Origin of the sequence: Flavobacterium croceum DSM 17960 (assembly GCF_002917885.1) — a bacterium.
In the GTDB taxonomy this organism is placed as follows: domain Bacteria; phylum Bacteroidota; class Bacteroidia; order Flavobacteriales; family Flavobacteriaceae; genus Flavobacterium; species Flavobacterium croceum.
This window is the reverse complement of sequence record NZ_PQNY01000006.1, coordinates 96919-118312: the sequence shown is the minus strand read 5'-3', so window position 1 is coordinate 118312 and position 21394 is coordinate 96919. Positions and strand designations below refer to the sequence as shown.

26 protein-coding genes and 1 tRNA gene are annotated in these 21394 nt (G+C 31.1%); 15 read left to right on the top strand and 12 right to left on the bottom strand.

From position 1 onward, the window contains the following. Window position 1 precedes the first annotated feature (1 nt). The 3 genes from Q361_RS06085 (at window position 2) to Q361_RS06075 (ending at window position 1317) form a co-directional block, all read left to right on the top strand. Window positions 2-343, top strand: coding sequence for an iron chaperone (locus Q361_RS06085; protein WP_245874612.1), 342 nt, complete (start codon window positions 2-4; stop codon window positions 341-343). Between the two features lie 6 nt (window positions 344-349). Next, entirely contained in the window at window positions 350-1012 is a 663-nt protein-coding gene (gene mnmD / locus Q361_RS06080; RefSeq protein ID WP_103725827.1) for a tRNA (5-methylaminomethyl-2-thiouridine)(34)-methyltransferase MnmD, read from the top strand. 107 nt (window positions 1013-1119) lie between these two features. Next, on the top strand, window positions 1120-1317 hold the full coding sequence (locus Q361_RS06075) for a hypothetical protein (RefSeq protein ID WP_103725826.1): 198 nt from the start codon (window positions 1120-1122) through the stop codon (window positions 1315-1317). 32 nt (window positions 1318-1349) lie between these two features. Here the strand turns inward: Q361_RS06075 and Q361_RS06070 are convergent, their stop codons facing one another. Then, window positions 1350-2291, bottom strand: coding sequence for a LysR substrate-binding domain-containing protein (locus Q361_RS06070; RefSeq protein WP_103725825.1), 942 nt, complete (start codon window positions 2289-2291; stop codon window positions 1350-1352). Window positions 2292-2392: 101 nt separating this feature from the next. Here Q361_RS06070 and Q361_RS06065 point away from each other — a divergent pair, with 101 nt between their 5' ends. From Q361_RS06065 to can, 5 genes are all read left to right on the top strand, one after another. Next, window positions 2393-2857 (top strand): Dps family protein, encoded by a 465-nt coding sequence (locus tag Q361_RS06065; protein WP_103725824.1) that lies wholly within the window; start codon window positions 2393-2395, stop codon window positions 2855-2857. A gap of 71 nt (window positions 2858-2928) precedes the next feature. Further along, window positions 2929-3219: a hypothetical protein gene (locus Q361_RS06060; RefSeq protein ID WP_103725823.1), complete on the top strand. Its 291-nt coding sequence runs from the start codon at window positions 2929-2931 to the stop codon at window positions 3217-3219. 68 nt (window positions 3220-3287) lie between these two features. Next, window positions 3288-4883 (top strand): SulP family inorganic anion transporter, encoded by a 1596-nt coding sequence (locus Q361_RS06055; protein ID WP_103725822.1) that lies wholly within the window; start codon window positions 3288-3290, stop codon window positions 4881-4883. A gap of 15 nt (window positions 4884-4898) precedes the next feature. Beyond that, window positions 4899-5582, top strand: coding sequence for a carbonic anhydrase family protein (locus Q361_RS06050; protein ID WP_103725821.1), 684 nt, complete (start codon window positions 4899-4901; stop codon window positions 5580-5582). A gap of 87 nt (window positions 5583-5669) precedes the next feature. Continuing rightward, window positions 5670-6305, top strand: coding sequence for a carbonate dehydratase (gene can / locus Q361_RS06045; RefSeq protein WP_103725820.1), 636 nt, complete (start codon window positions 5670-5672; stop codon window positions 6303-6305). On the opposite strand, the gene Q361_RS06040 is transcribed toward can, so the two are convergent. Beyond that, on the bottom strand, window positions 6302-7504 hold the full coding sequence (locus Q361_RS06040; protein WP_103725819.1) for an LETM1-related biofilm-associated protein: 1203 nt from the start codon (window positions 7502-7504) through the stop codon (window positions 6302-6304). The genes can and Q361_RS06040 overlap by 4 nt on opposite strands. Before the next feature lie 6 nt (window positions 7505-7510). Beyond that, the gene (locus Q361_RS06035; protein ID WP_103725818.1) at window positions 7511-8035 is read right to left on the bottom strand and encodes a superoxide dismutase family protein; all 525 of its coding nucleotides are present in this window, start codon (window positions 8033-8035) and stop codon (window positions 7511-7513) included. 139 nt (window positions 8036-8174) lie between these two features. On the opposite strand from Q361_RS06035, the gene Q361_RS06030 reads away from it, so the two are divergent. Further along, window positions 8175-9131 (top strand): phosphoribosylaminoimidazolesuccinocarboxamide synthase, encoded by a 957-nt coding sequence (locus tag Q361_RS06030; RefSeq protein ID WP_103725817.1) that lies wholly within the window; start codon window positions 8175-8177, stop codon window positions 9129-9131. Between the two features lie 32 nt (window positions 9132-9163). On the opposite strand, the gene Q361_RS06025 is transcribed toward Q361_RS06030, so the two are convergent. Continuing rightward, the gene (locus Q361_RS06025; protein ID WP_103725816.1) at window positions 9164-9508 is read right to left on the bottom strand and encodes a helix-turn-helix domain-containing protein; all 345 of its coding nucleotides are present in this window, start codon (window positions 9506-9508) and stop codon (window positions 9164-9166) included. 1 nt (window position 9509) lies between these two features. Further along, complete coding sequence (gene smpB / locus Q361_RS06020) at window positions 9510-9962, bottom strand: SsrA-binding protein SmpB (RefSeq protein ID WP_103725884.1); 453 nt, start codon at window positions 9960-9962, stop codon at window positions 9510-9512. 142 nt (window positions 9963-10104) lie between these two features. On the opposite strand from smpB, the gene Q361_RS06015 reads away from it, so the two are divergent. Beyond that, a complete protein-coding gene (locus tag Q361_RS06015; RefSeq protein ID WP_103725883.1) occupies window positions 10105-10743 on the top strand; it encodes an outer membrane beta-barrel protein in 639 nt (212 codons plus the stop codon). Between the two features lie 92 nt (window positions 10744-10835). Here Q361_RS06015 and Q361_RS06010 read toward each other — a convergent pair whose 3' ends face one another. The 6 genes from Q361_RS06010 to Q361_RS05985 form a co-directional block, all read right to left on the bottom strand. Next, complete coding sequence (locus Q361_RS06010) at window positions 10836-11396, bottom strand: GNAT family N-acetyltransferase (protein ID WP_103725815.1); 561 nt, start codon at window positions 11394-11396, stop codon at window positions 10836-10838. 99 nt (window positions 11397-11495) lie between these two features. Continuing rightward, window positions 11496-12329: a GIN domain-containing protein gene (locus Q361_RS06005; protein ID WP_103725814.1), complete on the bottom strand. Its 834-nt coding sequence runs from the start codon at window positions 12327-12329 to the stop codon at window positions 11496-11498. A gap of 78 nt (window positions 12330-12407) precedes the next feature. Next, entirely contained in the window at window positions 12408-13151 is a 744-nt protein-coding gene (locus Q361_RS06000) for a head GIN domain-containing protein (protein WP_103725813.1), read from the bottom strand. A gap of 8 nt (window positions 13152-13159) precedes the next feature. Further along, window positions 13160-14938, bottom strand: coding sequence for a PspC domain-containing protein (locus Q361_RS05995; RefSeq protein WP_103725812.1), 1779 nt, complete (start codon window positions 14936-14938; stop codon window positions 13160-13162). Window positions 14939-14943: 5 nt separating this feature from the next. Further along, entirely contained in the window at window positions 14944-15276 is a 333-nt protein-coding gene (locus Q361_RS05990) for a PadR family transcriptional regulator (protein WP_103725811.1), read from the bottom strand. 66 nt (window positions 15277-15342) lie between these two features. After that, window positions 15343-15795 carry a DUF4870 domain-containing protein gene (locus Q361_RS05985; protein ID WP_103725810.1) on the bottom strand — a complete coding sequence of 151 codons (453 nt, stop codon included), beginning with the start codon at window positions 15793-15795 and terminating at the stop codon, window positions 15343-15345. A gap of 177 nt (window positions 15796-15972) precedes the next feature. Here Q361_RS05985 and Q361_RS05975 point away from each other — a divergent pair, with 177 nt between their 5' ends. Together Q361_RS05975 and Q361_RS05970 are read left to right on the top strand one after the other, a co-directional pair. Continuing rightward, a complete protein-coding gene (locus Q361_RS05975) occupies window positions 15973-16428 on the top strand; it encodes a DUF4442 domain-containing protein (protein WP_103725808.1) in 456 nt (151 codons plus the stop codon). A 4-nt stretch (window positions 16429-16432) separates the two neighbouring features. After that, window positions 16433-17341, top strand: a complete 909-nt coding sequence (locus tag Q361_RS05970; protein WP_103725807.1) for a TIGR01777 family oxidoreductase — start codon at window positions 16433-16435, stop codon at window positions 17339-17341. Window positions 17342-17348: 7 nt separating this feature from the next. Here Q361_RS05970 and Q361_RS05965 read toward each other — a convergent pair. Beyond that, a tRNA-Tyr gene (locus tag Q361_RS05965) sits at window positions 17349-17430 on the bottom strand. 208 nt (window positions 17431-17638) lie between these two features. Between Q361_RS05965 and Q361_RS05960 the strand changes: the two genes are divergently transcribed. The 3 genes from Q361_RS05960 to Q361_RS05950 all read left to right on the top strand — a co-directional run bounded on the left by Q361_RS05960 (window position 17639) and on the right by Q361_RS05950 (window position 21392). Next, a complete protein-coding gene (locus Q361_RS05960) occupies window positions 17639-18874 on the top strand; it encodes an HD domain-containing protein (RefSeq protein WP_103725806.1) in 1236 nt (411 codons plus the stop codon). A gap of 93 nt (window positions 18875-18967) precedes the next feature. Next, window positions 18968-19993 (top strand): UDP-3-O-(3-hydroxymyristoyl)glucosamine N-acyltransferase, encoded by a 1026-nt coding sequence (gene lpxD, locus Q361_RS05955; RefSeq protein ID WP_103725805.1) that lies wholly within the window; start codon window positions 18968-18970, stop codon window positions 19991-19993. Between the two features lie 7 nt (window positions 19994-20000). Next, window positions 20001-21392: a bifunctional UDP-3-O-[3-hydroxymyristoyl] N-acetylglucosamine deacetylase/3-hydroxyacyl-ACP dehydratase gene (locus Q361_RS05950; RefSeq protein ID WP_103725804.1), complete on the top strand. Its 1392-nt coding sequence runs from the start codon at window positions 20001-20003 to the stop codon at window positions 21390-21392. Window positions 21393-21394: the final 2 nt, after the last annotated feature.

Here is a 21394-nt window from a genome sequence, read left to right as displayed (position 1 = left end):
ATTGAATAGAGATATTAAACAATATATAGAACAATTTCCAAATGAAGTTCAGCAAAAATTGCTCGAACTTCATTTTGTTTTAAAAGAAGTTTTGCCTCTTGCTACAGAAACAATTTCTTATAAAATGCCCGCTTTTAAGCAAAATAAAATTTTAGTTTATTATGCGGGTTATAAAAATCATATTGGGTTTTATCCTACAGCCGAACCCATTGTTAAATTTGAAAATGATTTAAAAGCATATAAATATTCTAAAGGAGCTATACAATTTTCTCTTCATGAAGAATTGCCTAAACAACTAATTCAAAAAATAGCTCTCTATAGACTTTCTCAAATCGTAAAATAATAAACATTGAAAAAGGAAATACTTATTACAAAAGACGGTTCTTCTACGCTTTTTGTTCCAGAACTTAATGAAACTTATCACTCAAAAAATGGTGCCATTCAAGAAGCTTATCACGTGTTTATTAATGCAGGTTTAAACTACTATAACCAGCAGAAAGCACATATATTAGAAATAGGTTTTGGTACAGGTTTAAACGCTTTTATTACTTATTTAGAATCAGAAAACAACAACAAATCAATTCATTACACTGCAATAGAAGCATATCCTGTAGATCTTGAGCATGTAAAAAAACTAAACTATGTTGAAGTATTAGAAGCAACTGAAAAAACCGAAAAATTTATGTTGATGCACACTTGTAATTGGGAAGAAGAGCAAACTATTTCAGATAGATTTACTATTAAAAAACAGTGTAAAAAATTTCAAGATATTTTAGATGAAAATCTTTACAACATTATTTACTTTGATGCTTTTGGCTATGATGTACAACCCGAATTATGGAGTGATCAGATTTTTAAGCAAATGTACAAGGCATTAAAAACCAACGGAATTTTGGTAACTTATGCTTGCCGAGGCGTAATTAAAAGAGCTATGGAAACAGCAGGTTTTGTAATTGAAAAATTGCCAGGAGCACCCGGTAAAAGAGAAATGTTACGCGCTATAAAATATTAACTTATTTTTAGGCTTTTGGTTCGTTAAAAAATGTAATTTTGATACAATAAAGCAAAATAAATTACGTTCTTACTTAACAAATATGTTTAACCAATAATCTAGTTTTTATGCCGAGATTGATTTTTAGCTATACAAAATCGGTTTTAGAACGCGTAAGTTTCGATTCTAAACTTTTTTGTAAAGAACTAGAAAAGGCATTCAAAGTTTTGTTGCCTTTTGAAATAGAAGAATTAATGGTTTGGGTATCACAAATAGTGAAAGAAAAACCCGAACTAAGGCAATGTGTAATTAGTATAAACTCATAAAACTAAAAGGAACCCAATCAAGGTTCCTTTTTTTATTTATTGGGTTTCGGACTAATAATTTCTACATTATTAAACACAATAGCTCCTTTTATAACACCTGCAATTGTAGCTCGTAAGGCATCAATTATATGAATTTTTAATTCGCTTTTTGGGTAGATAAGGCTTACTTCTCGAGCGGGTTTAGGTTCTGCAAACTGCTTTAATTTTGCTTTGGCTTTTTCGGGTAATTCGAGTGTATGTAAATAAGGTAATAGTGTAGTACCCAAGCCTTCATCGGCAAGTTTAATTAAGGTTTCAAAACTACCACTTGCCAATTGATAATTGCGATGCTCTGTTTTGCCGTTACTTTTACATAAATTTAAAATACTGTCTTTAAAGCAATGACCATCTTGCAGAAGTAATATTTCATCTAAATTTAAATCGTCTATAGTGATTTCTTTTTTATCAAATACACTATTGTTTTCTGGCACATAAGCTACAAAAGGTTCATAAAAAAGTACAATTTCTTTGATTTTTTCTTCTTCTAGGGGTGTAGCTGCTATTGCGGCATCGAGATGTCCGTTGTTTAATTTTTCAATAATATCGTTTGTATTTAATTCCTCTATAATGAGTTTAACCTTTGGATATTTTTTTATAAAATTATTCAAAAACATGGGCAATAGAGTAGGCATTATAGTAGGAATAATACCCAATCTAAATTCGCCACCAATAAAACCTTTTTGCTGGTCTACAATATCTTGTATTCTTTCGGCTTCATTTACAATGTTTTTGGCCTGATTTACTATTTTAATACCAATATCTGTAAGTTGTATCGGTTTTTTACTTCTATCAAAAATTTGAATATCAAGCTCGTCTTCTACTTTTTGTATTTGCATACTCAAGGTGGGCTGCGTAACGAAACATTTTTCGGCAGCTAGAGTAAAGTTTTTATATTCGGCAACAGCCAATACATATTGTAGTTGTGTAATTGTCATGGTATAGTATAATTTTATGCAAATATAAAAACTATCAATTAAATTTATAGAAAATAAAATAGCATAACCAATAATTTTACAAAATAGAAAAACAAAATAAGATGAACGCAATAGGATTACCTCAAGAACAAGCAACTATTTTAGCAAATAGTTTGAACAATTTATTGGCAAATTTTCAAATATATTATCAAAATTTAAGAGGCCTTCACTGGAATATAAAAGGAAGAAGATTTTTTGAATTACATGTTAAATTTGAAGAACTCTATACAGATGCTCAGCTTAAAATAGACATGATTGCAGAGAGAATATTAACTCTTGGAGAAACTCCTTTTCATACATTTGAGAGCTATTTAAGTAAAAATACTTTACCTATAGGCGAAAATGTTTTTGAAGATGAAGATGCCGTAAAATTAATATTGCAATGTTTACAAGGATTACTAATTCTTGAAAGACAAACCATAAAATTAGCATCAGAAATAGACGATGAAGGTACTACAACTTTAATATCTGATTTAATTTCTGAACAAGAAAAAAATATTTGGATGTTTCATGCTTGGATTGCTTAAAATAGGTTATAATTTTTGTTAAAATAATTACAATAACTTTTAAATGTTTTTTTAAAAGTTATTTTTGTAGTATGAAAATAGTAGCGCAGTTCGTTTTATTTCTGTTTCTATCTTTTATTGCTTTACCCACAATAGTTATGGTAATCAATAAAGATTCTGATATTTCGAACGCTTATAGCCTTACCGAAGAAGAAGAAAGCCATTCGCATATAAAAGTAGTCAAAGCACATATTATAGTGTTTGAATATTTTGATGCAACACCATCTATAAATAATATCAATACAATTTTTATAGACCGCAATACAAGCACAAAAAACTTGTATTCTCAAGATATCTTTTTACCACCTCCAGAAGTTTGTTAATACTTATAATTTAAAATGTTGGCTCTTAAAGCGAACACATATTTTGTATAACAAACTTTTATTTTAAAATGACAAAAAAGATAAATATTTTTGGTCACCTCAAGTCTGATTTTGCCTCAGGTTTGGTGGTATTTTTAGTGGCATTACCTTTGTGTTTGGGTATTGCATTGGCAAGTGGAGCTCCATTATTTTCTGGTATTATTTCGGGTATAGTAGGAGGAATAGTTGTAGGTTTTTTAAGTCAATCGCATTTAAGCGTATCGGGCCCAGCTGCGGGTCTTACGGCAATTGTTCTTACAGCCATATCAGATTTGGGTAATTTTGAAACTTTTCTTCTAGCCGTTTTATTAGCAGGAGTTATTCAGTTGATATTAGGTTTTTTAAAAGCAGGAACGATATCAAATTATTTTCCAAATAATGTAATCGAAGGTATGTTAGCTGGTATAGGCGTAATTATTTTTTTAAAGCAAATACCTCATGTTTTTGGTATTGATAAAGATTATTTTGGCGACTTATCTTTATTTTTTTCAACAGAAGATAATATTATTACACAAGTTATTGCACTCCCGTCGGTTTGGAGTTTAGGGCCTATAGTAATAACTACAGTTTCTCTCATAATTTTAATAAGTTGGAATAAAATACCTTCTTTACAAAAAATAAAATTTATACCCGCAGCTCTAATTGCTGTTATTTTAAGCGTACTTTTAAATGAAGTATTTTTAGTTTCAAAAAACCCTTTTGCTATACAAAGTGAGCATTTGGTAAACTTACCTGTTTTAAATTCAATATCAAATTTTGGAGAGATACTTACCCTACCAGATTTTTCTTCAATTTTAAATACTAAAGTTTGGATTGTAGCTTTAACCATTGCAGTAGTAGCCTCTATAGAAACTCTTTTGTGTGTAGAAGCAGCAGATAGAATGGACGCACAAAAAAGATATACCAATACTAATGTAGAACTTAAAGCTCAAGGCATAGGCAACATAGTAAGCGCAATTTTGGGCGGTTTACCCATGACATCTGTCGTTGTAAGAACTTCAGCTAACAATGCTGCAGGAGCAAAAACTAAAATGTCATCTATAATTCATGGAGTATTATTGCTTATAAGTGTATTGTTAATACCTACAATACTAAATAAAATTCCTTTGGCAACTTTGGCTGCAGTATTACTCTTAGTAGGCTACAAATTGGCAAACCCAAAAACAATCAAACACTTTTACGAACAAGGTAAATACCAATTTATTCCATTTATTGCAACCCTTATTGGTGTGGTATTTTTAGATTTACTAAAAGGAGTAGCCCTAGGAATGTTTATAAGTGTAATTTTTGTATTAAAAGGAAATATGAAACGAGCGTATCAATTTAAAAAACAAGATTACCACGAAGGTGATATTATCCATATAGATTTAGCACAAGAGGTTTCGTTTTTAAATAAAGCAGCAATAAAAGAAACACTTGCTCAAATACCCGAAAATTCAAAAGTAATAATCAATGCATCAGATACAGTTTATATAGCTCACGATGTATTGGATTTAATTAGAGAATTTAAAGAAATAAAATCAGTAGACGAAAATATAGAAGTAACTTTGGTTGGCTTTAAAAAAGCATACGATCTTGAAAACACTGGCGAAGAAGAAAAACACGTATTTACAACCAATATCTAATAAAAATAGAGTAATATGAAAACATTAAATAAAGAATTACAAGCATCTATTACACCCAGAAAAGCATTAGAAATATTAAAAGAAGGTAATAATAGATTTGTAAACAATTTAAAAGCGCATAGAAATTTGCTAGAGCAAGTAAATGAAACACGAGATGGACAATGGCCATTTGCAATAATTTTAAGTTGTATAGACAGTAGAACCTCGGCAGAACTTATTTTTGATCAAGGTTTGGGTGATGTATTTTCTGTTCGAATAGCAGGAAATATTGTCAATACAGATATTATTGGGAGTATGGAATTTGCGTGTAAAGTAGCAGGATCTAAACTTATAGTTGTATTAGGGCACAGTAAATGTGGAGCTGTAAAAGGAGCATGTGATCATGTAGAAATGGGAAATTTAACAGAATTACTGTCAAAACTGCAGCCTGCTGTTTATCAAGAAAAAACAATAAAAGAGAATCGAAATTCTTCGAATAGCGATTTTGTAGAAAATGTATCTACAATCAATGTAAAACGCAGTGTAAAAAGCATAATCGAGCGCAGTTTTATTTTAGAACAAATGGTAGAAAAAGGCGAAATAGGTATTGTTGGCGCTATGCACAATATAGAAACAGGTGAAGTTACATTTTATCAAGATGTAGAATACATAAAAGACGATCAAAATCCGAAATTTACAGTTGCCGAATTAAGACATTAATTGAACGAAAAAACCATCGAAATTATTTTTGATGGTTTTTTTATTCTAAATTAGCTCAACAAATAGCCTTAGTATAAAAAAGAATAAATGACAGATTTATACAAACAACTTTTAGAAAACAACAAAAAGTGGGTAGAAGAGCAAGTCGCCATAGACCCAAATTATTTTAATGACTTAGCAAAAGAACAAAAACCAAAAATTCTATGGATTGGTTGTTCAGATAGTAGAGTGCCTGCCAATGAGATAGTAGGCGGTAAACCAGGCGATGTTTTTGTACATAGAAATATAGCCAATTTGGTAATACATTCAGATATGAATATGCTAAGTGTATTGGACTATGCTGTAAATGCATTAAAAATTAAACATGTAATTGTTTGCGGGCATTATGGTTGCGGAGGTGTAAAAGCTGCAATGGAAAACAAATCTATTGGTATAATCGATAATTGGATTAGACATATAAAAGATTTATACCGACTTCATCTAGAAGAACTTAATTCTATTGAAGATAATGAAAAGAAGTTTAACAGATTAGTAGAACTCAATGTAATAGAACAAGTACACGATTTAGGAAAAACCTCTATTGTACAAAACGCATGGAAAAATGGGCAAGAGGTAAGTTTGCATGGTTGGGTTTATGGTTTAAACTCTGGGTATGTAACCGATTTGGACGTGAATATAAGCTCCAATAAAGATTTACACGATGTGTTTCATCTAGATTTTTAAGAATTTGTATCCTCTGTATTTTCATTAAATGCAGAAGGTAGTAATTGCGGAATATATTTTACCAATAGTGGTAGAAGAAATCCGCCACCAGGAAGTAAAAAAATAGTAAGCGAAGGTATAGTTTTACAAATATCGAGCAACTGTTTTTTTACTTTCTTTTTTTCTTTAGCATCTAACTCTTTTGTGGTGCTTTTGGCTAGTAATTGTAATAATTCTTTACTTTCTAAGAGTTCTTTTGTAAGTCTTTTTTGATTTCTATTGATTAATATAGCTACATTTTGACTCGCTTGTTCATAAAAATGTTTTACTGGATTGGTGAATTTAAAGTATTGAATATCATTTTTATATGTTTCAATAAACTCATTAGAAAATAAAATACTTTGCTGGGTAAAACGTGGTTTAAGTTGCAAAACTTGAGCTAGGTTTTCTAAAAATTGTAGTTCTTCAACATCCATTTTTTGATCTGCCCAAAGCGTCATTACAGCCAAATCATATAAGTAGTACTTTTCAAGTTTATGGGTTAATAAATCAATATTTAGGTCGGTAGTGTTTTGCAAATTTACTTTTGCATGTTTGCCAAAACGTAAAGAAGTTTCAAAAAGTTTATACAATAGTTCGTCGTATTGCGATTTATTGATTTTAGATTGAAGAGCCAAAGTAACCACCGACATAATCAATTCTTCAAGCGATACAATATACTTATGCGATATTTCTTTTTGATTTAAAAATTTGTAATACGCTAATACATCTACAAACAGTAGTGCATTGGTGAGAATGTGAGAGAATTTTTGACTTATAGTATTTTCATTCGTCTTTACTCGCTCGTTTAAAACAGTTTCAAGATTTATTTTAGAATATTTTGCATGTAAATCAGCTTCTGTCCAATTGCCTTTTTGCAAACTTATTGTACAATAAAATTGCTGTAAACTAGTAACAAAATTAACCTTTGATTTTTGTATACTTTGTATAGTATATAACCCAAAAAGAGCATCAAGCAATGCTATTTTTGATATTTCATTTGGTTTCCAACCAGTTAGTTGAATACTTTTTAAAAATGCGAGTTCATGAATGTGACCATAAATAAACCCGCTTTTTCGTAAAGTAACATAAAAATCTTTTATACTTTGTGGTACATCTAAATTTTCCGAACTTAAAGCCAAATACTTTTGTATCCAGCTATGAGCAGAAGGATTTATCATAAAATATTATCGAATTATTGCCGAACATGCTACTCTAGCTCCCGCATTTCCAGTAGGCTGAGTTGTAAAATCGTCTGCTTTATCGTGTACAATAACAGCTTTTTCAATAATATTTTTGGTAGCATCATTACAACCCAAACACCATTCATTTGTTTCAAAAGTTAGGGTAGCTTTACCATTACTATCTGCGGTAAAATTTCCAATATCGCCTTTATGATGTTCTGCATCGCCCCATTTTCCATGTTTTTTAAAAGTAGGATTCCAATGCCCGCCCGATGAAGTTGCATCTGCCGATGAACAATCGGCTTTTTCATGTAAATGTATAGCATGAACTCCTGGTTTTAAACCTGTAAGTTTTGCAGTCATCAATACTTTGCCATTTTTTTCTATAAAAGTAGCTGTGCCTTGTACGGTAGAATTACTTTTGGGCTCAAGATTTATAGTCAAGCTATTGTTACTATTTGAACCCGATTTGCAACTTGTAGTAGCTAGTGTATACAAGCCTATTAAAATAAAAGCTATTTTTTTCATGAACTATTTTTTTCAAAAGTAAGAATAAAGCCATAAAATTTAAGTTAAAAAGTGATTAAAAATTTTAAAATTAAAATGATTTATCTTTTTAAATATCTCATAAGAAACTTACTTTTGCTACAACAACACAACAACCTTTATGAATACAATTACCCAAACTAATTTTCATTTTCCTAAGCAAGTTTCTGTTTACAAAGGAAAAGTACGCGATGTTTATAATATAAACAACCAATGGCTTGTTATGATTGCAAGCGACAGGCTATCTGCATTTGATGTAGTATTACCTAAAGGGATTCCTTACAAAGGCCAAATATTAAACCAAATTGCAACCCAATTTATGCAACTCACAGCAGATATTGTGCCCAATTGGTTGTTGGCAACTCCAGACCCAAATGTAGCTATTGGTAAATTGTGTACTCCTTTTAAAGTAGAAATGGTAATACGTGGCTATTTATCGGGGCATGCTTATAGAGAATATGCTTTGGGAAAAAGACAACTGTGTGGGGTATCGTTACCCGAAGGTCTTAAAGAAAACGACAAACTTCCTTTTCCTATAATAACACCAACCACCAAAGAAGATTTTGGTGCTCATGATGCTGATATTTCGAGAAATGAAATAATTTCGAAAAATATTGTTAGCGAAGACGATTATAAAATTTTAGAAGATTATACCTATAAATTGTTTGAAAGAGGAACACAAATTGCTCAACAAAGAGGTTTAATTTTGGTAGATACAAAATATGAGTTTGGAAAAACACAAGACGGAACAATAGTTCTTATTGATGAAATTCATACTCCAGATTCTTCAAGGTATTTTTATGCCGATGGATACCAACAAAGACAAGATCGTGGAGAAGAACAAAAACAACTTTCAAAAGAGTTTGTACGAAAATGGCTTATTGAAAATGGTTTTCAAGGAAAAGAAGGACAACAAATACCAAACATGACCGACGACTATATTTTTTCTGTATCTGAAAGATATATTGAACTTTATGAAAAAATTATAGGAGAGAAATTTGAAAAACCACAGAATACCACTTCTATTGAAGATAGGATAGAAAGTAATGTGGTATCTTATTTACATAAATTACTGTAGTATTTTGATATTCATTGCAGTAATTGAAAACATTATTTCAATTGCTGCAATTTGTTTTTTAAGGTTTCAATTTCCAATAAAATACTATCAATTTTAGTATCTTCTTGCGAATGCTCTTTTAGAATTTCTTGCATGGCTTTTAAGGTTATAGAGTCAAGACCAAATTGTTCTATAATTTTATTTTTTATCCATAATAGTAATAACTCATTGTAGTTTAGGTCTAATGTGGAAGCAAGAATTTTGAGTTGTTCTTTTGTAGGATTTCTTTTTCCGTTTTCATATTTGCATAACAAAGCATTATCGATATGCGTTACAGCACTCAACGCTCTGGTGGTGTAACCTTTTTCTAACCGTGCTTTTTTAAGCAAAGCATTCATATTAATATGATTTTTTAATTCGGTCTAAATCTCTTTGCGTATCGCGTTCTTTCATAGTTTCACGTTTATCGTAGTTTTTCTTACCTCTACACAAAGCAATTTCTATTTTTGCCAATCCTTTTTCGTTGGTATACAACCGCAGAGGTACTATAGTTAAACCTTTATTTTGTGAATCTTTTTCAAGTTTTCGCAATTCTTTTTTATTGAGTAAGAGTTTTCTTTCGCTTTTTGCCCTATGATTGTAATGCGTACCATACAAATACTCTTCTACATTAGAATTAATAACAAATAATTCATTGTTATGAAATTCGCAGAAGCTTTCTGCAATAGAGGCCTTACCCAAACGTATCGATTTTATCTCTGTACCAGTAAGTACAATACCTGCGTCGTACTTATCGATAATTTCATAATCAAATTTTGCTCTTTTATTTACTATGTTTATGGCTTTTTGAATCATAACACAAATGTACTACAATAACTGTAAAAACAAAGGGCTAATTATACACGCAAAAAAAATTTCAAACTATGACAAAAGTCAGTTTTTATGAGCATTGATGCCTATAAATTTGCCTTATAATTTTAAACATAAAAACAAAATGAAAAAATTATTCGTATTAGCAGGTATTGCATTATTATCTTTAACTGCAAACGCTCAAGAAAAAAAAGCAGGTTTACAAGGTGCTTGGTTTGCTACAGCACAAATAGGTTATTCACAAACTAAACAAGGTGATGCTAAAGCAACCAATACAACAATTTTACCAATTGTTGGAACATTTGTGGCTCCTACTACAGCTGTAGGTCTTGGTTTTGGTTCTATAGGAATTAAAAATGAAGACAAAGTTGGAACTAATGCAAACACTAACTTAATTGTAGTTCAACCTTTAGTAAGAAAATATTGGGGTGTAGCTAATAATTTTTATTTCTTCGGACAATTAGCAGCTCCAATTATCACTGGTAAAGAAAAAGAAAGTGATTTGAAAGTAAGCCAATACGGACTTTCTATGTCTGGTGGTTTAGATTTCTTTGTTACTAAAAACTTCTCTGTAGAGTTTTCTTACAATTTAGCTAATTTTAGTCAAACTACTTTAACTCCAAAAGCAGGAGATAAAACTACAGTTACTGATTTTTCAGTTGCTCACGTTGCAAGTGTAGAGTCTGGTTACAATGGAGCTTTGGGAGGATCTAATCCTACATTAACAACTCCATTATCATTTGGATTTAAATTTGTATTCTAATTCTTTAGAAAACAATCACGATAGAGTTATTGGTTAGTACCGATTTTATCGGTTGAAAAAGTCCGATTTACAGCAGTGTAAATCGGCTTTTTTTATTTGGTATAGTTTCGTTTTAGTAAAGAATAGATTACAGTGTCTAAATATTTTCCGTCAAAAAATTCATTCTCAATAAGGTGTGCTTCTTTTACAAAATTATTTTTTTGTAGCACTCGTTCAGAAGCTGTATTTTCTGGGTCAATTACAGCTTCAATGCTGTGTAAATCAAGAGTATTAAATCCGTAATCGAGTAAGGTATTTACTATTTCTGTAGTATACCCCATGTTGTAATGTTCTGGCGTAATCATGTAGCCAATTTCCGATCGAGCATTTTCTATTTGTATTCTATAATGCCCTACAAAACCAATTACTTCTTGTGTTGTTTTTAATACTACAGCCCAGTTAATAGCTTCATTGGCATTGATTTTTTGGTTTATCATGTCTAAATGTGCTTTTGCGTCTTCTAGGTTTTTGCACAACGGTCTCGGAATATATTTCATAGATTCTGGATTACCTCTCAGTTTTAAAATAATGTCCAAATCGTTTTCATTTAAACGGCGGTAATGTAATCTTTCGCTTTCAAGAACAGGAAACGGATTAAAATTGAGTGTTATCATACCATTTTAATTGATTAATTTTTGTTGCAATATAAATAGAAAAGAGGTTTTATAAACTTTTATAAAACCTCTTTTACTGTAAATTTTTATACAATAGTATTATCTGCTCGGTTTTTTTAGCAAAATAGCGCTGTCTGAAAATTGTTTTAAATCAAAAGTAGGGTCGCCATATATTTGAATTTGAGATTTTCCTGTTGCGTATAATGTAAGTGCTAATTTACAGTTTATTATTGCTGTGGTATAGCCTTCGGCTGTGATTGAAGCATTTTTTGAAACTAGATTTTTACCAACATAGTTAGAATTATTATCCAAACGAACTTTCAGTGCATCTACATCGCCTTCTATAGTTGCATCAGATTTTTGATATAAATCGACAATTAAATTATTTGCAGCAATTAAGGCTTTTAAATTGGAAGATTTTTGAAGGCTAATTTTAGAATTATCAGCTTTTAAGTTTAATTCTGCCGACGATTTATCGTCGAGTTCTACATCAAAATTTTTTGATTTGGCATTGATGTAAAGTTTAGTTTTATCAAAACCTCTAAAAATAATAGTATCAAGTTCTACATCTTGCAAAGCAGAAATTACCGTTTCATTTCGAGCCGTTACCATTTTAAAATTATCTGTGTAAGTAATGCGCAAACTTAATTTTTTTGCTCCAGTAATATCTTTTAATGTAGAAATACGCAGGTTGGTACCACTTATTGTAAATTGAATAGCTTCATGTAGATTATCATCGGCTTCTATTTCAACACCACATTCGTTGCCTTTTACTAGAAAAATTTCTAGATTGTCGTATACTTCTATAGATTCAAAGTTTTCAATTTGTTTTTTTTGTACAGTAACTATTTTAGAGCCTTTTATCTTCTCCTTTTTTTGAGCAAAACTTAGACTGACAAGTAGTATAAAAAGTACGCTTATAATTTTTTTCATTTTTATGCAATTTTGTGCAAAATTAAAAAAAACATCTCGAAAAACCGAGATGTTTTCAACTAAAACAAAAACAAAAACTTAATTTCTTGTGCTTTGTATCGAGGCTCCCGAGCTGGAGTCTTGTGTTACATTTTTTGGCGATCCATCATAATTTATACTACTTCCGCTAGAGGCTTTGGCAGTAAGTGATACCAATGGGTGAACATCTAGGCTACTGCCGCTAGAAGCTTTTGCTATAATGGTATTGGCTAAAAGGTTTTCGGAGTTTATAGAGCTTCCGCTAGAGGCATCTACACTGTAGTTGAACGTTTTACCCTTTAGTGTAATTTCACTTCCACTAGACGCATCGGCATTTACTTGTGCAAATTCTATAGATTCCAGTGTTATTTCGCTACCGCTACTACTATTTAATTCAAGTTTATTGCCTTTAAGTTTGCCTAAATTGGTAATACTTGAAGCGCTAGAAGTATCAAATCCATCTATAATAGGCATTTTTACATTTACTTCTATATCGTTTTGAGTTTCATAGCTTTTATTTGTAGAAATTATAAGCACACCATGTTCTACTCGAGTAGAAATATACTGTAGTAAGTTTTCATCGGCATTTATTGTTACAGAAGTGTTGTTGGCTTGTTCTACAATTACGTGAATACCTTGGCTTACTTTTATTTTGCTAAACGGATCATTTATTTCTCTATTTTCGGTTTTTACTTTACCGTTTCCTTCTATTTGATTGCCAATTGTGTACTTACATGAAGTCATTATCAATAATAACCACACTACTACTATATACTTTGTGAAATGAAAAATTGTGCGTGCCATAACTTAGTTTATTTAGATTTGATTGAAACTCCGTTTTTATCTATTTTGATTGATTTTGTTTCTTGGTTATCTTGATTTTTAGTACTGTTTTTGGTTTCGTTTACCTTTACAAGTATACCGTCTTTATTTAGTTTTATTTCTGCATTGTCTAGGTTATCGCTATTGATGTCTAAACTGTCTGCATCTATACCATATTCTACATCAACATCATTGTACTCGTTTTCATCTGCAGGGCAATTTAGGCATATAAGTTTTGATTCTTCGGCTTTGTAGATATAATTGTCTGAACTAAAATGGAGGTTGAAATAATTATTATCAGATTCGTCATATTCTTGAACACTTTTGTCAAATTTAACCAAGGTTCCTTTAGGTAAATAAAGATATAATTTTATTTCTTGATTTCTAGATTTGTGTATCATTTCTGATATAAAATAGTTGTCGAGTATTAATTTTTTTCCATCAAAATTAAACTTGTACTTCATGCTTTCGGCTCTATTGTTTGCCAAAGAAGATGTTGTGCCTACAGCATATTTTTCTATTTGTAAATAGGCTGTTTTTTCGTCTGTTGAAAGTACTTCGAGTGATACATTGTTTGAATAGATTACATTTTTTTTGGTTTCATCTTGTGTAAAATCATAACTTGTTTTTTCAGTAACATCTTTAGAATAAAAATCGTTGGTTTTAAATTTTACAAACAAAGTATCGTTTGGTTTTATGGTAAGCATTTCTTTTTTGATGTTTTTACCAGAATAATTCATAATCATAGATTCTTTTACACCCAAGTATACTGTAAATGAAGTAGCAATAATCCAAGTAGCTAGCAAAGTTAGTTTGGCGACGGTTCCAATAGATTTTAGGTTGTTTATCATAAGTTTTAAACCTAAAATAAGTAAGAAAAATACAGGAATACCACATACAAGCAAGAATAATATACCTTGTAACCATAAAGGTGTGTCTAGGCTAATAGGCGTTTCTATATGATTCATAATAATAGATTCTGGTAAGCTAGACGAGAACATAAAAAATACAGCACCAAAAAATATGGCAATAAGCGATGAACCAGCAATCATGGTAATAAATGCACCAATAATTTTGGCAAATATGTTGAATATTTTAATGATAATATCGCCCAATTTACCACCTGCATTGGTTGTTGTAGATTTTAATTGGTTACCAATTTTGTCGTAGTCTACATTTTTAATTTTTTCGGAAACAGCTTCAAATTCTTCTTTTACTTTTTTTTCAATAGAAGAAATATTTACAGGTTCGCCAGTCATTTCTAGTTTTTCTGAAGTAGTTTTTGCCTCAGGAATCACTACCCATAAAACGATGTATGCTATAATGCCAAATCCAAATCCAGCAAGAGTAATAATGATTAAAAGTATTTTTATCCAAATAGGATCTATTGCAAAATAATGACCTAAACCAGTACAAACACCACCAATAGTAGCTTTGTCTTTGTCGCGATATAGTTTTTTAGTTTTTGCAGACGATGTATAACTTCCGTTAGATTCGTTTTCTTCTTCAAGTCTATAATCTTCTGGTTGCCCCATAACGGCTACTACTTCATCAACATCTTTGTTGTTAATTACATGTTTATCAGACTTTTGTTTTTCTGTAAATAATTCTGCTACACGCATTTCTATATCTTTCATGATCTCGTCTTTACCACCAGAGTTGGTAAGCGATTTTCTAATAGAATCAAAATATCTAGATAACTTTTGGTAAGCATCTTCATCGATATGGAAAAATATTCCACCTATATTTATGTTTACTGTTTTGTTCATGATAATTAGTTTTTGTTGTTGGTTATTATGTTTACGGCATCAGAAAGTTCTCTCCAAGTACCATTTAGTTCTGTTAAAAATGTTTTGCCTAGTTCGGTAAGACCGTAGTATTTTCTGGGTGGCCCAGAGGTAGATTCTTCCCATCTGTAGGTAAGTAGCCCGTCGTTTTTTAATCGGGTTAGTAAAGGGTAAACAGTACCTTCTACTACAAGGAGTTTGGCTGCTTTTAGCGTATCTAAAATTTCAGAGGTATAAGCTTCTTTTTCTTTTAGAACCGATAGAATGCAAAACTCAAGAACTCCTTTTCGCATTTGCGCTTTGGTATTTTCAATGTTCATGGTTTTTTAAATTTAATTAAACTGTTCGTTTTTTGATTGATGATTGATGATTGCTTGTTGATGATTTTATTTAAAGAAATTAATAGTCATAGGGTATTTATATTCTATTCCTTCAGAAGCTTTTAGAGCGCCTATAAGTATTAAAACAAATTCAAAAATTTTTAATAATGCAAATATGAGTAAGGCAATACAAGCTAGTACAACAACTCCTGAAATGTTTTCAAGATTAAATCGTTCAGAATAGTTATTGTGTTTATATATTAACTCAAAAAAGTTACTGTTTTTGAAAAAAGTATACAATAGAGTAGGAATAGATACTAATAATAATAAAATGCTATACAAAAAAATACTTAATTGAAAATTTAAGGCTTGCTTGCCATGATGATTTATATAATTTGAACTTTCTTTTTTTGATGCCCAAATAATAGCAGGAAAAATATAATTTCCAAATGGAATAAAATATTGGGTAAGCATACTTAAGTGTATAAAGGTAGCGGTGTTTTTTTCGTTGGAAGTCATGATTGTTTTATTTTAAGTTCTATAATACTTTCTTTAAACTATTAATTTCTTATACAAAGATAATTCTAAAAGCAGGTATTATGCAAAACAAAGTACTTAAAATTAACAAAATATTAACAATTGATAATGTTTTACTTGCCTTTACAATATTTGTATCTTTACAACAAATTGTGTGTTATGAAAAAAATGGAAAGAAAACTCAACTTATTTTTATTCTATAAATTACCATCTGCGTTTTGGTGTGGTGTTCGTGTTCAATCGATTACATCTACTGCATGTACTGTTAGAGTAAAGCATTCGTGGATAAATCAAAACCCTTTCAAATCGATGTATTTTGCAGTACAAGCTATGGCCGCCGAACTTTCTACGGGAGCTTTGGTTATCATGAAAATAAAAGAAAGTAAAAAACCAATATCGATGCTTGTGGCTCAAAACAAGTCGGTTTTTACAAAAAAAGCTACAGGTAAAATAACATTTTCTTGTTTCGATGGAAGTAACATAGACAACGCTATACAAAAAACTTTACAAACAGGTGAAGGGCAAACATTTTGGATGCAATCTATTGGTGTTAATGAACAAGGGCAACAAGTAGCCGTATTTGATTTTGAATGGACCATAAAATTAAAACAATAAGGGCATGACAATATTAATAACTGGAGCTACAGGATTAATAGGCACCGAATTATCACAACAACTAGTACAAAGTGGGCATACAATACATTATTTAACCACCTCAAAACAAAAATGTGTAAACGAGCCTCACTACAAAGGTTTTTATTGGAATATTGCCTGTAAAGAAATCGATACCGCTTGTTTGGAAGGCGTAGATGTTATAGTCCATTTGGCAGGAGCTTCAATTGCAAAACGATGGACAAAAAAGTACCGAGAAGAAATTATTTCGAGTAGAATTGATAGCTCAAATTTATTATTTGATGCCTTATCTCGAAGTAATACAAAAATAAAACATTTTATTTCTGCTTCAGGAACAGCTATTTACCCCGAAAGTTATTCTACACTATATTCCGAGAACAATGTAGATACAGCATCTAGTTTTCTAGCCGATGTTGTAAAACAGTGGGAGGCAACCGCCGATAAATTTTCAATATTCGGGAAAGTTACAAAAGTGAGAACAGGTGTTGTTTTATCAAGCAAAGGTGGCGCTTTGCAACCTATACTAAAACCTATTGCATGGGGTTTCGGTAGTTATTTGGGCTCAGGAAATCAATATATGTCTTGGATACATGTTCAAGATTTAGTTAATGTTTACTATTATAGTATAGAAAATGCCTTAGAAGGTGTGGTAAATGGAGTTGCAGAAGAGCCTGTTACCAATAAAAAATTAACTCAATGTATTGCAAATCTAGTTAAAAAGCCACTTATTTTACCCGCTATTCCTGCTTTTATATTAAAACTTATGTTAGGCCAAATGAGTGAACTTATTTTAAAAAGTGAAAAAGTAACGTGTCAAAAACTCAAAAACACTGAGTTTCGATTTACTTTTAAAACAATTGATAAAGCTTTGATTGAAATTTTAGGAAAGAAATAAGGTTTTGTGGGGAGAGCAGGATTCGAACCTGCGAAGACATAGTCAGCAGATTTACAGTCTGCCCTCGTTGGCCGCTTGAGTATCTCCCCTAAGCCTTAATTGAGGTGCAAATATAGAAACACTTTTTACGAATGCAAACCTTTTTTATAGATTTTTGCATAATATTTTTCAATAAATTGGTTATGAGAAGCTTAGTTTTTATCTTTTTGTTACGTGTAAAATAGCGGTATCATGTAATTTCTAAGAAAACGTATTAAAAAAATTAAATTACCTTTGTATTTATAAAACCATATTAATTTGATTGCTACTAATAAACTTAAAATATTCAACGATCCAATTTATGGATTTATTACAATTCCTAATAGTTTAATTTACGATTTAATTCAACATCCTTTTTTTCAAAGATTACGACGAATATCACAAATGGGGTTATCCTCTTTGGTATATCCTGGAGCCAATCACACTCGATTTCATCATGCCTTAGGTTGTATGCACATCATGCAAAGTGCAATTCATACCCTTAAATTTAAAGGGATTACTATTTCGGAAGAAGAAGAAAACGCATTGCTTATTGCGATACTTTTGCACGATATTGGTCATGGACCTTATTCTCACGCTATGGAACATAGTATTGTAGAAAATATTTCTCACGAAGCCATTTCGTTGCTGTTTATGGAAGAATTGAATAGACAGTTTTCAGGAAAACTAACTTTGGCAATTAAAATATTTAAAGGTGAATACCATCGAAAATTTATGTACCAACTCATTTCGAGTCAGTTGGATATGGATAGAATGGATTATTTAAAAAGAGATAGCTTTTACAGTGATGTAGCAGAAGGTAATATTAATAGCGAAAGACTTATTCAAATGATGACCGTTCAAGATGATGTTTTGGTTATTGAAGAAAAAGGAATTTATTCTGTAGAAAAATTTATAGTGGCACGCCGATTAATGTATTGGCAATGTTATTTACACAAAACGAGTGTTGTAGCCGAACTTATTCTTACAAAAATATTAAAAAGAGCCAAAGAACTCAGTTTAAAAGGTGTGTTTTTAGAATGTAGCAAACCCTTAAAATATTTTATTGATAATAGAGTAGAAAAGGAAATGTTTACTACAGATTTACTTAAAAAATTTGCACTATTAGACGATTACGATGTAATGAGCGCTATAAAAGAGTGGCAATTTTCTGACGATTTTGTGCTCAAATCATTGTGTAGTATGATTATTAATAGAGATTTACTCAAAATTGTTATTACCGAAGAAAAACCTAGTCAAGAAACTATCACATCACTCAAAGCACAATTCAACAACCAAGTGCAATTAACCGAAAAAGAATTGGAGTACTTTATTTTTAAAGGAAAGCTCAAAAATCAAGCGTATAATAAGGCTAGTGAGCCCATTAGAATACTTAAAAAAGACAAAACTATTGAAGATGTTGTTGAAGCTTCAGACCAGTTAAACCTTAAAGCTTTATCAAAACCTGTAACAAAATACTTTATATGCTATCCAAAAGTATTAACTATAGCTTAACAATTTAATTTAATTTTATATTTTTGTCCGATTGAATTTGTTGCATCTATATAAAATGAGGCACGCTTTCAACTAAATCTTAACAGTTATACAATGAAGTTTACAGCAGAACAAATAGCGGGTATATTAGAAGGAGATATTATAGGAAATCCAGAAGCCCAAGTCTATAAACTTTCAAAAATTGAAGAAGGTACAGAGGGTTCTCTTACATTTTTAGCCAATCCAAAATATTCAAACTATATTTATACTACAAAAGCTACTATTACTATTGTTAATAAAACTTTTGTTCCAGAACAAGGACTTACTACTACACTCATTAAAGTAGAAGATGCATATAAATCATTTTCCAAATTATTAGAGTATTACAATCAAGTAAAACTCATGAAATCGGGAATTGAGCAACCGTCTTTTATTTCTGAAAATGTAGTATATGGAGATAATATATATTTGGGATGCTTTTCATACATTGGCAAAAATGTAACCATAGGACATAATGTTAAAATCTACCCAAATACATTTATAGGAGATAATGTAGTAATAGGAGATAACTGTATTTTATTTGCAGGTGTAAAAGTCTATTCTGAAACCGAAATAGGTACTAATTGTACCATTCACTCGGGAACCATAATTGGCTCTGACGGATTTGGTTTTGCTCCACAAGAAGATGGCACATACTCAAAAGTTCCACAAATTGGAAACGTAATTATAGAAGACAATGTAGAAATAGGCTCATGTACTACTATAGATAGAGCTACATTGGGTTCTACAATAATTAGAAAAGGCGTAAAGCTCGACAATCAAATTCAAATCGCTCACAACGTAGAAATTGGCGAGAATACAGTTATAGCATCGCAAACAGGTGTGGCAGGCTCAACCAAAATTGGTAAAAACTGTATGATTGGTGGGCAAGTAGGTATTGTAGGACACATAGTAATTGGCGATAGAGTTCGCATTCAAGCCCAATCTGGTATTGCAAAAAGCCTAAAAGACGATGAAGTAGTACAAGGTTCTCCGGCATTAAATTATGGCGATTTTAATAAATCTTTTGTGCATTTTAAAAATTTACCTAAAATTGTCACAGAAATAGAAACAATAAAAAAACAATTAGATACTAAATAATTTTATCATGGTTAAACAAAAAACCATTCAAAATCAAATTTCATTAACAGGAGTAGGGCTTCATACAGGTAAAGATGTTACTTTAACATTTAAACCAGCCCCTGTAAATAATGGTTTTACTTTTGTTAGAGTTGATTTGGAAGGCACACCTATTATAGAAGCAGACGCAAACTACGTAGTAAACACACAACGAGGAACCAATTTAGAAAAGTTAGGTGTTAAAATTCAAACCTCAGAGCATGTATTAGCCGCTTTAATGGGGTGTGATTTGGATAACGTAATTATAGAACTAAACGAGTCGGAGCCTCCTATTATGGATGGTTCTTCAAAATATTTTGTTGAAGCTATAGAAAAAGCTGGAATTGTAGAGCAAGATGCCGAAAGAAAATACTATGTTGTAAAAGAAGTTATTTCATATACAGATGAAGCTACAGGTAGTGAAATTACTATAATTCCAAACGATGATTATTGTGTAACAACCATGGTAGATTTTGGCACAAAGGTTTTAGGTACGCAAAATGCAACTTTAAAATCGTTACACGATTTTAAAACAGAAATAGCAGATTCGAGAACATTTAGTTTCTTGCACGAGTTGGAAACACTATTAAACAACGGACTAATAAAAGGAGGAGATTTAAATAATGCGATAGTCTATGTAGACAAAGAAATTTCTCCAGAAACCATGGAAAACCTAAAAATAGCGTTCAATAAAGAACATATTTCGGTAACTCCAAATGGTATTTTAGATAATTTAACACTACATTACCCCAATGAAGCTGCTCGCCATAAATTATTAGATGTAATAGGCGATTTAGCATTGGTTGGCATTAGAATAAAAGGTAAAGTAATAGCCAATAAACCAGGACATTTTGTAAATACACAGTTTGCAAAAAAACTATCTAAAATAATTAAACTAGAACAAAAAAATCAAGTTCCTGTTTACGATTTAAACCAACCTCCGCTTATGGATATTCATCAAATTATGAATATCCTACCACATAGACCACCATTTTTACTCATAGACCGCATCATAGAAATGTCTGAAACTCATGTAGTAGGTATGAAAAATGTAACTATGAATGAAAATTTCTTTGTAGGACATTTTCCAGGAGCACCCGTTATGCCAGGTGTATTAATCGTAGAAGCTATGGCTCAATCGGGCGGGATATTGGTATTAAGTACTGTACCAGATCCAGAAAATTACCTTACTTACTTTATGAAAATAGATAATGTAAAATTTAAACATAAAGTATTACCAGGTGATACACTTATTTTTAAATGCGATTTAATTTCTCCAATGCGACGAGGAATATGTCACATGCAGGCAAATGCTTATGCTAATGGCAGATTGGTAGCAGAGGCCGAATTGATGGCTCAAATTGTGAAACAACAAAATTAGTA

Bases quoted from the DNA above. Each gene is read 5' to 3' on its own strand.
- Q361_RS06075 (WP_103725826.1), top strand. From the start codon at position 1,120: ATGCCGAGATTGATTTTTAGCTATACAAAATCGGTTTTAGAACGCGTA.
- Q361_RS06070 (WP_103725825.1), bottom strand. From the start codon at position 2,291: ATGACAATTACACAACTACAATATGTATTGGCTGTTGCCGAATATAAA.
- Q361_RS06065 (WP_103725824.1), top strand. From the start codon at position 2,393: ATGAACGCAATAGGATTACCTCAAGAACAAGCAACTATTTTAGCAAAT.
- Q361_RS06060 (WP_103725823.1), top strand. From the start codon at position 2,929: ATGAAAATAGTAGCGCAGTTCGTTTTATTTCTGTTTCTATCTTTTATT.
- Q361_RS06055 (WP_103725822.1), top strand. From the start codon at position 3,288: ATGACAAAAAAGATAAATATTTTTGGTCACCTCAAGTCTGATTTTGCC.
- Q361_RS06050 (WP_103725821.1), top strand. From the start codon at position 4,899: ATGAAAACATTAAATAAAGAATTACAAGCATCTATTACACCCAGAAAA.
- can (WP_103725820.1), top strand. From the start codon at position 5,670: ATGACAGATTTATACAAACAACTTTTAGAAAACAACAAAAAGTGGGTA.
- Q361_RS06040 (WP_103725819.1), bottom strand. From the start codon at position 7,504: ATGATAAATCCTTCTGCTCATAGCTGGATACAAAAGTATTTGGCTTTA.
- Q361_RS06035 (WP_103725818.1), bottom strand. From the start codon at position 8,035: ATGAAAAAAATAGCTTTTATTTTAATAGGCTTGTATACACTAGCTACT.
- Q361_RS06030 (WP_103725817.1), top strand. From the start codon at position 8,175: ATGAATACAATTACCCAAACTAATTTTCATTTTCCTAAGCAAGTTTCT.
- Q361_RS06025 (WP_103725816.1), bottom strand. From the start codon at position 9,508: ATGAATGCTTTGCTTAAAAAAGCACGGTTAGAAAAAGGTTACACCACC.
- Q361_RS06015 (WP_103725883.1), top strand. From the start codon at position 10,105: ATGAAAAAATTATTCGTATTAGCAGGTATTGCATTATTATCTTTAACT.
- Q361_RS06010 (WP_103725815.1), bottom strand. From the start codon at position 11,396: ATGATAACACTCAATTTTAATCCGTTTCCTGTTCTTGAAAGCGAAAGA.
- Q361_RS06005 (WP_103725814.1), bottom strand. From the start codon at position 12,329: ATGAAAAAAATTATAAGCGTACTTTTTATACTACTTGTCAGTCTAAGT.
- Q361_RS06000 (WP_103725813.1), bottom strand. From the start codon at position 13,151: ATGGCACGCACAATTTTTCATTTCACAAAGTATATAGTAGTAGTGTGG.
- Q361_RS05995 (WP_103725812.1), bottom strand. From the start codon at position 14,938: ATGAACAAAACAGTAAACATAAATATAGGTGGAATATTTTTCCATATC.
- Q361_RS05990 (WP_103725811.1), bottom strand. From the start codon at position 15,276: ATGAACATTGAAAATACCAAAGCGCAAATGCGAAAAGGAGTTCTTGAG.
- Q361_RS05985 (WP_103725810.1), bottom strand. From the start codon at position 15,795: ATGACTTCCAACGAAAAAAACACCGCTACCTTTATACACTTAAGTATG.
- Q361_RS05975 (WP_103725808.1), top strand. From the start codon at position 15,973: ATGAAAAAAATGGAAAGAAAACTCAACTTATTTTTATTCTATAAATTA.
- Q361_RS05970 (WP_103725807.1), top strand. From the start codon at position 16,433: ATGACAATATTAATAACTGGAGCTACAGGATTAATAGGCACCGAATTA.
- lpxD (WP_103725805.1), top strand. From the start codon at position 18,968: ATGAAGTTTACAGCAGAACAAATAGCGGGTATATTAGAAGGAGATATT.
- Q361_RS05950 (WP_103725804.1), top strand. From the start codon at position 20,001: ATGGTTAAACAAAAAACCATTCAAAATCAAATTTCATTAACAGGAGTA.